Source organism: Nocardia sp. 852002-51101_SCH5132738, assembly GCF_001665695.1.
In the GTDB taxonomy this organism is placed as follows: Bacteria; Actinomycetota; Actinomycetes; order Mycobacteriales; family Mycobacteriaceae; genus Nocardia; species Nocardia nova.
Genome location: NZ_LZML01000157.1, coordinates 100310 through 112211, shown reverse-complemented (window position 1 = coordinate 112211; position 11902 = coordinate 100310). Strand labels below are relative to the sequence as shown.

Annotated in this window: 13 protein-coding genes; 10 read left to right on the top strand and 3 right to left on the bottom strand. The window is 67.7% G+C overall.

Translation table 11 applies throughout. The features are described from left to right. Window positions 1-13: 13 nt before the first annotated feature. Window positions 14-460, bottom strand: coding sequence for a MarR family winged helix-turn-helix transcriptional regulator (locus tag A5789_RS24130; RefSeq protein WP_063910718.1), 447 nt, complete (start codon window positions 458-460; stop codon window positions 14-16). A gap of 94 nt (window positions 461-554) precedes the next feature. Between A5789_RS24130 and A5789_RS24125 the strand changes: the two genes are divergently transcribed. Next, a complete protein-coding gene (locus A5789_RS24125; RefSeq protein ID WP_064903054.1) occupies window positions 555-1499 on the top strand; it encodes a phosphotransferase in 945 nt (314 codons plus the stop codon). 3 nt (window positions 1500-1502) lie between these two features. Here the strand turns inward: A5789_RS24125 and A5789_RS24120 are convergent, their stop codons facing one another. After that, on the bottom strand, window positions 1503-2069 hold the full coding sequence (locus tag A5789_RS24120) for a YbhB/YbcL family Raf kinase inhibitor-like protein (RefSeq protein ID WP_063012187.1): 567 nt from the start codon (window positions 2067-2069) through the stop codon (window positions 1503-1505). Continuing rightward, window positions 2066-2968, bottom strand: coding sequence for a PHB depolymerase family esterase (locus A5789_RS24115; RefSeq protein WP_064903053.1), 903 nt, complete (start codon window positions 2966-2968; stop codon window positions 2066-2068). Before A5789_RS24115 ends, A5789_RS24120 begins: the two co-directional genes overlap by 4 nt. Before the next feature lie 202 nt (window positions 2969-3170). Between A5789_RS24115 and A5789_RS24110 the strand changes: the two genes are divergently transcribed. The 9 genes from A5789_RS24110 to A5789_RS24070 all read left to right on the top strand — a co-directional run bounded on the left by A5789_RS24110 (window position 3171) and on the right by A5789_RS24070 (window position 11888). Beyond that, window positions 3171-3746: an isoprenylcysteine carboxylmethyltransferase family protein gene (locus A5789_RS24110; RefSeq protein ID WP_064903051.1), complete on the top strand. Its 576-nt coding sequence runs from the start codon at window positions 3171-3173 to the stop codon at window positions 3744-3746. A gap of 272 nt (window positions 3747-4018) precedes the next feature. Further along, window positions 4019-4864, top strand: a complete 846-nt coding sequence (locus tag A5789_RS24105) for an ABC transporter permease (protein ID WP_064922696.1) — start codon at window positions 4019-4021, stop codon at window positions 4862-4864. Window position 4865: 1 nt separating this feature from the next. After that, window positions 4866-5732 carry an ABC transporter permease gene (locus A5789_RS24100; protein WP_064903047.1) on the top strand — a complete coding sequence of 289 codons (867 nt, stop codon included), beginning with the start codon at window positions 4866-4868 and terminating at the stop codon, window positions 5730-5732. Between the two features lie 5 nt (window positions 5733-5737). Further along, window positions 5738-6763, top strand: a complete 1026-nt coding sequence (locus A5789_RS24095) for an MlaD family protein (protein ID WP_082856845.1) — start codon at window positions 5738-5740, stop codon at window positions 6761-6763. Further along, window positions 6760-7758 carry an MlaD family protein gene (locus tag A5789_RS24090; protein ID WP_064903045.1) on the top strand — a complete coding sequence of 333 codons (999 nt, stop codon included), beginning with the start codon at window positions 6760-6762 and terminating at the stop codon, window positions 7756-7758. The genes A5789_RS24095 and A5789_RS24090 overlap by 4 nt, the downstream gene beginning before the upstream one ends. Further along, window positions 7746-8792 carry an MCE family protein gene (locus A5789_RS24085; RefSeq protein ID WP_064903044.1) on the top strand — a complete coding sequence of 349 codons (1047 nt, stop codon included), beginning with the start codon at window positions 7746-7748 and terminating at the stop codon, window positions 8790-8792. The genes A5789_RS24090 and A5789_RS24085 overlap by 13 nt, the downstream gene beginning before the upstream one ends. Continuing rightward, window positions 8792-9877 carry an MlaD family protein gene (locus tag A5789_RS24080; RefSeq protein ID WP_064903078.1) on the top strand — a complete coding sequence of 362 codons (1086 nt, stop codon included), beginning with the start codon at window positions 8792-8794 and terminating at the stop codon, window positions 9875-9877. The genes A5789_RS24085 and A5789_RS24080 overlap by 1 nt, the downstream gene beginning before the upstream one ends. Then, entirely contained in the window at window positions 9874-10935 is a 1062-nt protein-coding gene (locus A5789_RS24075; RefSeq protein ID WP_063012173.1) for an MlaD family protein, read from the top strand. Before A5789_RS24080 ends, A5789_RS24075 begins: the two co-directional genes overlap by 4 nt. Further along, entirely contained in the window at window positions 10932-11888 is a 957-nt protein-coding gene (locus A5789_RS24070; protein WP_063012171.1) for an MlaD family protein, read from the top strand. The genes A5789_RS24075 and A5789_RS24070 overlap by 4 nt, the downstream gene beginning before the upstream one ends. Window positions 11889-11902: the final 14 nt, after the last annotated feature.

The following is an 11902-nucleotide window of genomic DNA, read 5'->3' as shown; positions in this document are numbered from 1 at the left end:
GTGCGCCAGCGGGTCACGGATTGTCCTCGGCGAGCACCTTGTGCAGGGCGGTGGCGAGAGCGCCGAGTTCGTCGGCGCCCAGACCGGCGAAATGCTGGTCGACGACCGCGTGATGGTGGGGGGTGGCCTCGTGCAACCGCTGCCGCCCGGCCACGGTGATGGCGACGTACGCCGATCGGCCGTCCGCGGGATTGGTTTCGCGGGTGACCAGGCCGCGCGCCTCCAGTTCGGTGACCAGGCGGCTCACCCGGGTGCGACTGAGCACCATGGTCGCGCCGAGGTCGCTCATCCGCAGACGCGGCGTGCCCGCGAGTTCCACGAGCATGTCGTACCAGCTGGCGGGCATGCCGTAGCCGCGACGCAGTTGGGCATCCAGCTCCGGGCGCAGGTCGACGTACACCCGCTGCAACGCCCGCCACACCTGGACCGAGGCGGGTACTGAGCTCCCGGATTCCGGCACGCCGCCGATCTTAGACGGCCGTCATCCCGGCCGCCCGGCGTGCGCCGATCGCCGCCCGGCGATAACCGGTGGACACCGGTTCTACGATTCGGACATGGATATGCGCGCGAGCGTGGAACTTCCCCCCGGCTGGCAGGACCGGGTACGCGGCGCCCTCGCCGGCTCGCCCCGGCCGGAGTTGGCGAGTGGTTCACTGTGTCTGCTGGGCGCCGGGCTGGACAGCGTTGCGCTGCAGCTGGATTGGGCGGGACAGCCCTACGTGTTGCGTCTGCCCCAGGACCCGCACGGCGCGGAAGGAATCGCGCGCGAGGCCGGTCTGCTTCCGGAATTGGCCCCGTTGCTGCCGGTGCCGATTCCGCAATTCCTGTTCACCGCGCCGAATCCGCTGGGGCCGGGCGAGTTCTGTGTGTATCCGCTGGTACCGGGCGAATCGCTCGACGAAGAAGAATGGGCCGAGCGGGGATTGCTGCACTCCGACGCGGCGCGGACGATCGCGGAGTTGATCGATCTGATCCATTCGTTTCCGGTGGACCGGGCACGGAGCTTCGGTATCGAGGTCACCGATCTGCGGGGTGATTTCGCCGCGGATCTGAAGGCCGTTCGCGCCGAGGTGCTTCCGTTGCTGGACGCGGCCGAGGCCGAGGAGTTGTCCGCGGCCTGGCAGCGATATCTCGACGACGACGCGAACTTCGACTTCGAACCGACCCTCATCCATGCCGATATGAGCCTGGACCATCTGTTGATCACCGACGGCGCGATCAGCGGCCTGATCGACTTCGGCGATGTGGAGATCGGCGATCCCGACTACGACCTCTGCTATCTGTACCCGGAGGCGGGGCGCGACTTCGTGCGCGAGATCCAGCGCTGTCGCGCACGGGATCTCGAGCCCGTCACCGAGAACAAGCTGCGCTTCTGGGCATGTGCCGACCCCGCCCTCGACGTACTGGACGCGATCGAACAGGGCCGCACGGACTTTCGGGACCAGCGACTGGCGGTACTGCGGCAGGCCCTGCGCAGCTATCGGCCGAACGGCGATTGAGCCTCAACGACGTTCGTAGAAACCGTCGATCCGGGCCCGGCCCACGGCCTGCGCGGCCGCCAGCACATCCCGGGGTTTCGCGTTCTCGACAGGTTTGCCCGCGGCTGTGGTGAGGGGCGCGCCGAGGGCGAACAACTGGAAGACGTACCGGTGCGGACCGTGTCCTTTGACCGGCGCGGGACCCATGTACCCGCTGCCGAAACCGGAGCGCAGCACCCGTACCCCCGGCTCGGTGGTATCGGCACGTAATGCGTTGCGTGCCAAGCTCCGCAGCGACGGCTCGAGGAGCGCGACGCAATGGACGAACGGCTTCCGCATCGGAGCGTCGGGATCCTCGACGACCAGCAGGAAGCCCGCCGCGTCGTCGGGCGCGCCGCTCCAGTTCAGCGCCGGGGACTCGTCGGCGCCACCGATTCGGTGGGAGGCATGCCGGATGTCGAGCGTGGTCTCCGGCTCGAAATCCGGACTCGTGAGCCGAAAGACGGTGTCGCTGCTCAGGTTCGGCTGATTCCACGCCAGCTCCGATGTACCGGCGCGGCGATTGGCGAGCAGTTTGCCGAGAATGCTCATCGGTTCTCCTTCTCCGACCGAGGTGGACGTAGCCGCCGCGCCGCCGGTCGCAGCAGCGGGCGGGCGAAGTGGTGGATTTCGACGGTGGCATCGAATTCCAGGGTGGATACCGCACCGGGAGCACCGGCCCACTCCTCCGGGACGGCGACACCCGGCCAGGTGTGACCGCCGCCGACTACCGTCCATGCCGTCACGGCGGTATCGCCGATGCCGTGTGCGGCGGTGACGCGTCGTGAGCCGGCGGTCGTGACGGTAGTTCGTTCGTCCGCGCATCGGTCGAGGCTCGCCCAGTGCTCGGCGGTCGCGGCGGCGCCGAGAATCCGACCGCGCGGTTCGCCGTCCGGCCCGCGGTGGCGGGAATGGCCGCCGGCGAGCGGAACCAGGGGATCGGCATCGCCGTTGATCAGCATCGCCGACACCGCGTGGGTCGGCCGCACCGCGGTCAGATCGGCGGGCAGTGCCCCGGCCACCGCGGCGAAGACGGCGACCCGTTCGCTGCATTCGAGCGCGAGACGATGGGACATGAAGGCGCCGTTGGAAATGCCGGCCACCAGCGTTCGATCGGATGCGGTCCGGAACTTCTCCGCGCACCAGTCGATCAGGGTGCGCAGGAACCCCACATCGTCCACCCCGTTTTCCTCCGCGGCCGTGACGCCGCGGCCGTCCGCCCAACTGCCGTGGCAGCCGTCCGGATAGACGACACCGACACCCCATTCCTCGGCGTGATCGGCGAATCGGGTCCAGTCGTGCATGAGCAGACCGCCGCCCTCGGCATCCGGTCCCATATTCCCGTGCAACGCGACGATCAGCGGACTGTCCGGGTCCCGGGGCGGTCGCAGATGAAAGCTCCGCCGCCGGCCGTCGTGGGTCAGCTCGCCCGGAATCAGTTCGGCGGTCATCGGCTCCCCTTCACGCGGCACGCCCGTTCGCCGTCGGATCAATACAGTAATACTGCGCAGCTCTGTCGGAACGGCGCGAGGCCTCCTGGGATGAGATCGGGGGAGATCTCCGGGACTTTCCCGATGTGCCGGACGCGGTGGCGGTGGTTTATTCGGTACCGGCGGGCGCCCGGTCCCGCCGCGAGCCCATGGGAGGGTCGTCGTGAATGCCGCGGTGGTGACGACGTGGATCTGGTTGCTCTTCGAGATCGGATTGGCAATTCGGGACCGATTGCGCCGCAAAGGATCCACCGTCCGCGACCGCGGGACCCGGACCACCATCATGATCGTCGTCGCCGTATCGATCGCAGTGGCGAACGTGGTCTCGATCGCCTTGCCGGCCGACAGCGATCTGCGCTTCACCACCCATCGCGAGGTTGTCTGGCAGGTTGCCGGAGTCGCGCTGATGGTCGTGGGGCTCGGTGTGCGAATCTGGGCGATCACGGTGCTGGGCGAGGCCTTTCGCACCACCGTCGAGGTCGATGCCGATCAGGCCGTCGTCGATCGCGGGCCGTATCACTGGGTGCGGCACCCCTCCTATACCGGAGTTCTGCTGCTCACCATCGGTTTCGGTGTCGCGGCGGGGAACTGGATCTCGCTGCTGCTGCTGATCGTCGTGCCCACCCTGGCATTTCTGCGTCGTATCGATGTGGAAGAACGGGCGATGGTCGACACCCTGGGCCGTTCCTACGAGGACTACCGCGCTCGCACGAGGCGGCTCGTCCCCGGTCTCTGGTGACCGCCTTGTGGCCGGTCACACGTGACGCGGGTCATAGCGATAGCCGTTCGTTGCTGATAACAGGTTCCAGAACTCGCGTTCACTTAAGAAAACATGCACGTGAGCTGGATTTATCGCCGCACTTCGAACGCCCCTCGGAGCGGTCACCCTCACACCGTGATCAGCTTTACTGTAACTAGCTGTAACCGATAGCTTCGTGTTGGCAGTGTTGCCGATCACGGAGAGACGATTGTGAAATTCGAGCCACACCGCCCGGACGCGGCCCGCCGATCATGGCGCCGGTGACCCGGGCCTCCTCGGGCGCGTCCGCTGTTCGTATCGTTCGCAAGAATTTCTCGGACACCGTCGTGTCCGCACTGCGAACCTTCGGCAGGTCCGTGGATATCGCCCGGGAATCGGTGACCGGCACGGCCACCGACGTCGTGCGGCGCGAATTCCAGTGGCGCGAAGCGATTCTGCAGGCGTGGCGGCTGGTGACGGTGACCGCGATCCCCGCGATCCTGATCGCGATCCCGTTCGGCGTGATCGTCTCGGTGCAGGTCGGCAACCTCATCCACACCCTGGGCGCGGATTCGCTGCTCGGCGCGACCGGCGGGCTCGGGGTGATCAAACAGGGCGCGCCGCTGGCCACCGGCTTTCTGCTCGGCGGCGCGGGCGCGGCCGCGATCGCCGCCGATCTGGGCGCGCGCACCATCCGCGAGGAGATCGACGCGCTCAACACGATGGGCATCTCGCCGATTCACCGGCTGGTGATCCCGCGACTGGTGGCGATGATCCTCGTCGCGCCGCTGCTGAACATCCTGATCATCTTCGTCGGCATCGTCGCCGGCTATGCCGTGGCCGTCGGCGGTCAGAACGTCACCCCCGGAAGTTATTGGGCCACTTTCGGATCCTTCACCACCGTCGCCGATGTGTGGGTCTCGCTGCTCAAGGCCGTGCTGTTCGGATTTCTCGTCGTGATCATCGCCTGCCAGCGCGGACTGGAGGCCAAGGGCGGCCCGCGCGGCGTGGCCGATGCGGTGAACGCGGCCGTGGTGCTGTCGGTGGTGTCGATCGCGATCGTCAATCTCGGCGTGACCCAGGTGGTCGAGATGTTCCTGCCGACGAGGCTGGTCTGACGTGGCGATCTCGACCTATATGCCCAAGGGGCTCAGCCACTTCGTGCGCTTCTATCGCCGCCGCGGCTTGCTGCTGGCTCGCGTGGAGGGACTGGGCTTCGTCCTGGCCTTCCTCTGGCAGGTGCTGTCGTCGATCCCCTTGACGCTCAGGCGGTATCGCGACGAGACGCTGCGCATCATCTCCGATATGACCTGGGGACGCGGGTCGGTGATCGTCGGCGGCGGCACGGTGCCGATGATGATCGTGCTCGGCCTGGTGATGGGCGCCTCGGTGGCCGTCGAATCCTTCACCATGCTGAACATCCTGGGCATGGGCCCGGTCTCGGGCATCGTCTCGGCCTACGCCACCACCCGCGAGCTGGCTCCGATCGTGGCCGCCATCGGATTCGCCGCCCAGGCCGGCTGTCGCATGACCGCCGAGATCGGCTCGATGCGCATCTCGGAGGAGATCGACGCGATCGAGGCCCTGGGCCTGCGGTCGGTCCCGTTCGTGGTAACCACCCGGGTGATCGCCGGCGCCGTCTCGATCGTGCCGACCTTCCTGATCGGGCTGATCCTGTCGTATCTGGCCTGCCGCGGACTCGTCACACTGGTCCACGGCCAGTCGGCCGGTGTCTACGACCACTACTTCTTCCAGTTCGTTTGCGGATTCGACGTGATCGCCGCGGTGATCAAGGTGGCGATCTTCGCGACCGTCGTGATCCTGATCCACAGCTACTACGGCTTCTTCGCCACCGGCGGGCCCGAGGGCGTCGGCATCGCGTCCGGTCGCGCGGTACGTGCGTCGTCGGTGGCGATCGTGGCCATCGACATGGTGCTGACGCTGATGCTGTGGGGTTTCAACGCGTCGATCGACTTCACGGGGTAGTACAGGTGCCGAATTACGGAATGCCCGGAGTGGCGGTGGACAAGCGGCGCTCGCTGCTGGTCGGCGGCGTGGCGATCGCGCTCGTGGCCGCCGTCGCGATCGCCTCGCTGGCCTATCGCGGCCTGCGCGCCGACGACAGCCTGCGCATCGCGCTGCACACCGAGCAGATCGGCGACGGGGTGCTGACCGGCACACCGGTGCGAGTGGACGGTGTGCAGGTCGGTGAGGTCGCGGCGATCGTGCCCGCCGACGGCGGCACGCAGCGAATCACGCTGCGACTGGACCGATCTCAGCTGCACGGTATCGACGACAGCCTGCGGGTGGACTACGCGCCGGCGAATCTGTTCGGCATCAGCGAGATCGAGTTGCGGCCGGGCTCCGGCGGCGCCCCGCTGCGCGGCGGCTCCACCATCGACCTCACCGGGCAGCACGCCGACGCGGTCTACGACGCGACCATGGGCGGACTGCTGCGTGGGCTGTCGCAGACCGGCAACGCACTCCTGACCCCGCAGATGGCCACGGTGATCGCCCAGGTCTCCAACGACGTGCGCGGATTCACGCCGCTGGCCCAGGCGTTGATCTCGGTGGCACAGACCATCACCGACAACCAGAAGATGCCCAGTTCCGAACTGGTCGGCCGGCTCGGCCCGGCCTTCGACGGCGGCGGCCGCTTCGCGGGCGCGACCATCCAGGTCCTCGACCTGATCCGCAATATCCCACGGCTGCAGAACAATCGGGCCTCCTACGACGCCGGAACGTCGGCGCTGACCGGTTCGGTCCTGCCCGCGCTGGCCGGTCTGGGCACTCGTGCCGGATCCGAATTGTCCGGCAGCACGGACGCGGTGGCTCCGGTCCTCGCGGTGCTGGCGCGGATGGTCCCCCGGCCACAGCAGTCCGGCGCCGATCTGGCCGAACTCGTGCGCCGCCTGCGCGCCGGCCTGCGCGACACCCCGGACGGCCCGGTGCTCGACACGGAAATCGATGTGCGCGGCGTGCCGGTGCCGGCACCGCTGCTGGGAGGGATCCGATGAAGGTGGGCGCCGCCGCCTGGCGGCTGGGCTTGTCCGCCGTGGTGATGATCGTCGTGCTGTCGGTCGTGTTCACCGCGATCAAGCGGCCCGTCGGCGGCGAGACCGCTACGCATCAGGCGCTGTTCACCGATGCCAACGGGCTGAAGGTGGGCGACGACGTGCGCCAGTTCGGCGTGCAGGTCGGCAAGGTCGAGCACATCTCCCTCGACGGGACACTGGCACGAGTCCGGTTGTCGCTGAAGACCGATGCGCCGATCTTCGACAATTCGAAGCTCGCCATCCGCTATCAGAATCTCACCGGTCAGCGCTATATCGACCTGCAGCAGCAGCCGAAGCCGGGGACGCGGCTGCCGGCCGGACGCACGATCGGCATCGACCACACCGTGCCGTCGTTCGATGTCACTAGCATGTTCAACGGCCTGAAACCGGTGCTGGCCACCATTTCCCCGGAAGCGATCAACCAGTTCAGCGCCAGTATGGTCGCGCTGATCGAGGGCGACGGCAGCAATGTCGAACCGGTGCTGGCCGCGATCGGCCGGCTCGCCTCCTATGTGGACGACCGCCAGCAGGTGATCGGCGCCCTGATCCACAACATGTCGGATCTGTCGCAGCGCGTCGGCGGGCGGGTGCATTATCTGGTGCCGCTGCTGGCCCGGCTCACCGATATCTTCCAGGCCCTGCAGACCAACATCGGGGGGCTGGCGCAGTTCGCGATGGCCGCGCCGTCGGTGCTGGGACCGTTGGACAGCCTGTTCGACGCCCTCGGCCTGCAGTCCGGCAACGACGTCGACGCACTGATCCGGCGGCTGTTCCCCGACCCGAAGGAGGCCGTGGACGTCTTCGGCAAGTTGCCGGCCCTGCTCGGCGGGCTCGACGCGGCGACGCCGAAGCCGGTGGCGGGCTGGAAACCGCAGTGCTCCAAGGGAAATGCCGAATTGCCGCAGGCGGTGCGGGTGCTCGTCGCGGGACAGCAGGTGGCGATATGCAACGGCTGAAACTGTTCCGGGCGAATCTCTTCCGGTCGCGGGATAGGCGCGTGGCGGATGCGGCGACCATCCGCCGGCGCGAAATCCGGCTCGGTATCGTCGGCGTCGCGCTCGTGGTGGTCTGCGCGGCCGCCGCGGGCATCCTCTACGTGGTGCCGTTCGGCAAGAAGACCTACACCGCCGAACTGTCCGAAGCGCAGTCGGTGAAGGTCGGCGACGATATTCGGGTCGCCGGTATCCCGGTCGGCACGGTGAAATCGCTCGAGCTGCATCCGGATCGTGTGCGGATGCGGTTCACCGTCGATTCGGACGTCTTCGTCGGCGATCAGTCCACGCTGGAGATCCGGATGCTGACCATCGTCGGCGGCAACTATGTCGCACTGTTTCCCGTGGGCGGTAAACCATTGGGAGACAAGCCGATTCCGATGGATCGGGTGCGGCTGCCCTACAGCCTCGTGCAGACCTTCCAGGATGCGGCGCAACCGCTGCGGCAGATCGACGGCGACACGCTGCGCCGCAATCTGGCCGCCCTGGACACCTCCATCGAGGCCGCGCCGGATGCGCTGCGCACCACCCTGAACACGCTCGGCACCTACGTCGACGCGCTCAACCGGCAGCGCACCCAGGTCACCGACGCGATCGCGGTCGCCGACGAATACGTCACGATGTACGACGGGGCCGAACACGACCTGGGCCGCTTGATGGTCAATGTCAACCAGATGGAGACGTTGCTGGTCGACAAGCGCGCCGAACTGCGCGAGGGCGTGCGGCTGCTGCGCGCGGTGATCGAGCGGGTCGCGGCACTGGCGCCCACCTACGATTCGGCGCTGAAACCGAAACTGCGGCAGTTGAGTGACGCGCTGCCGCAGCTGGAAAAGCTCGGCGGCGAACTCGAGCCGGTGATCGGGACGGTGCGGAGCCTGCAGCAGAAGTTCGCGCAACTCAGCGGTGCGGACGACGCGGTCACGGTCGACCAGTCGGGGCAGACGGTCGGCGCACCGGCCGCCCACCTGTGTATTCCGGTGCCGGGGAAGGACTGCTGATGCTGCACAAGCTGCTCGGTTCGCGGGCCTTCATGTCGATCGCCGGGACGGTGGCCGTCGTCGCGGTCGCGGCGGTCGGCTATCTCGTCGCCTTCCAGCCGATGCGGGCGACCACGGCCTACTGCGCGATCATGCCCGACAGTGTCGGGCTCTATCCCGGCAACCAGGTCACGATGCGCGGCATCACCGTGGGTACCGTGAAATCCGTTGCCACACAGGGCAATGCGGTCAAGGTCGAATTCGACGTCCGATCCGATCATCCGATCCTCGCCGACGCCGGTGCGACGACGCTGTCGGACAGCATCGTCGCCTCCCGCGAACTCGCGGTGGTGTCCGGTGGCAAGGAGACCGCACGCTGGGATCCCGCCCGCTGCCTCACCAAAACCCTGACGCCCAAGAGCATCAGCGACACCCTGAACGCGCTGGCCGCGTTGTCGTCGCAGATCCAGGGCCCGGACGCCGCGCACCCCGATGCCCTGGCGCGGGGACTCACCTCGTTGAACGACGCCACCGCGGGCACCGGACCGCAGATCAACGCGCTGGTGCAGAAACTCGCTACCGCGCTGTCCGCGCCCGATGCCGATATCGCCCATCTGGCAGGCATTTTCGACGCGTTCGCCTCGGTGTCCAAGGATGTGGAGGCGCACTGGGGTGAATTGAAGACCATGCTCACCCGCCTGGGGCCGGTCCTGGACCAGGCCACCGAGGATCTGCTGCGGCCCGGCGCGGCGCTGTTCGACGGCCTCGGGCAGGTGCTGCCGATGCTCGACGACATCACCACCCTGTTCGGCGATCCGATCATGCGCGCCCTCGACGACACCGTTCCGCTGGTGAAATTCCTGCGCGCGAATGTGGGCTCACTGGCCCAGATGATCTCGCTGACACCGGTTCTCGCCCGGATCGTGCACACGATCGGCGACTCCGGCATCGGCTACGCCCCGCCGAAGGTGGCGATTCCGCAGGAACACGCCGATCAGGTGTGCGCGGCGATCGACGCGCTCGCCCCCGGGCGCTGCACCGCCGCCGACGGCCTGGCGAAGGTGGACATGGCGGCCCTGATATTCGGAATGGCAGGTGCGCGATGAGGTTTCGGCGATTCACCGCCGGCTCGGCGATCGTCCTGGCGGCAGCAGTGTCGGCCGCCGGATGCGCGTTCGACCCGTCGTCGGTGCCGGTACCGGGAACCACCGTGTCCGGCCCGACCTACCACGTGCGCATCGAGTTCTCGAATGTGCTGAACCTGCCGGCGCGCGCCAAGATCATGGCCAACGGCGCGCAGGTCGGCACGGTCTCCGGGGTCACCGTCGTGAATCCGGCGGCCTCGGGCGGACGCGGCGGTTACGTCGTGGTCGACGCCGACATCTCGACAGCGGCGCGACTACCCGCGACCACCGTCGCCGAACTGCGGCAGAACACGGTGCTCGGCGATATCCACGTCGCGCTGACCACCCCGCCGAACGGTTTCGGCACCCTGCTGCACGACGGGTCCACGATTCCGATGGCGCAGTCGAAACCGCCTGTGCAACTGGAAGATACGATGGCGTTGATCGCCGCCTTCACCCAGGGCGGTGCGGTGACTCAACTGCAGGACGTCATCGAGCAGTTCAATCGCACCCTGCCGCAGGATCCGGCGCAGACCGCCCGCATCTCGCACACCATGGCCACCGACGCCACGGATCTGTCGAACAACCTGGACAGCGTCGACGCGCTGCTCAACGGTCTGGGCACCAACGCTCAGGTGCTGCACGATATTCAGCCGGAACTCGACGACATCCTCAGCCGGACCTCCGTCGACCGAATGAACGGCATCACCGATTCCATCGTCGGCGTGACGAAGATCTTCGGTGGGCTGGGGCCGGTGGGTGCGTCGCTGACCTGGCTCGGGCCGGTGCTGCGCGGCGCCGACGGTGCCGCCCAAGCCTTCGCGCCGCTGCTGCTCTCGGCCGGACCGGTGGACCTGAGCCGTCCCTCGAACTTGCAGGCGGTCGTGGAATTGCTGCGCGACAAGGTGATTCCGTTCGTCGAACGTGGGCCGAAGGTGAATATCGTCGGCGTGCGCTCGGACGCGTCCGCGGAGGTGCCGCCCGATCAGCAGACCGACCGCATCCTGGCGACGCTGCGGATGATCGGAGTGGTGCGATGAGGTGGGGTGCGCTGACCTCGCTGGGCGGTATCGTCGCGATCACCGTCCTGGGAGCGAGCTATCTGACCTTCGGCGTCGTACGAGCCGACCCGTTCGCCGACTACAACCGAACCACCATGGTGCTGACCGATTCCGGTGGTCTGGGTGTCGGATCGCCGGTGCTGCTCACCGGACTCGAGGTCGGCCGCGTCACCGCCGTGCGGCATACCGCCGCGGGTGTCGAGGTGGGGATGCGGCTGGCCGCGGACAAACGGGTGCCGGCCGACAGCACCGTGACCATCGAACATCTGTCGGCCCTCGGCGAACCGTACGTCGAATTCCGGCCCACCTCGGGCAACGGGCCCTACCTGCACGACGGCCAGCGCCTGGAAACGTCGAATGTGCGCATGCCGCTGTCGATTCCGGACGTCGCGCGGCTGGTCACCAAGACCATGAACCAGCTCGATCCCGAGGTGGTCGGCTCGCTGGTCGCCACCGCGAGCTCCGCGCTGAACGGCACCGACGCCGCGATTCCGAATCTGACCCGTTCCGGAGATCTGCTGGCCGCCGCGATCATGAGCCGCAGCCCGCGGATCGCGGATCTGCTCAACAGCTTTCAGGCCGCCGCCGCCGATATCGAGTGGGCCGGTCCGGCCACGAGTACGGCGGCACCGGCGTTCGTGCAGTTCACCCACGCCCTGAACGATCTGGTCGCGGCGGTGGGCCGGATGGTGGACGCCCGTCCCGCCGAAAGCTACACCGAGGGCAACGGCCTGGCGCCGTTCCTGGCGAAGCTGACCGACCGGCTGGCGCAACTCGGTCCGGAACTGAAATCCCTGGGCCCGGCGCTCGCGCCGCTGGCGGCGGCGACCACCGATTCCGCGCCGCGCATCGACATCTCCGATCTGATCACGCAGGCCCTCGACGATGTGGGCACCGACGGAACCGTGCGGGTGCGCATCAATGTCAAGTAGTACCACCGAGAAGG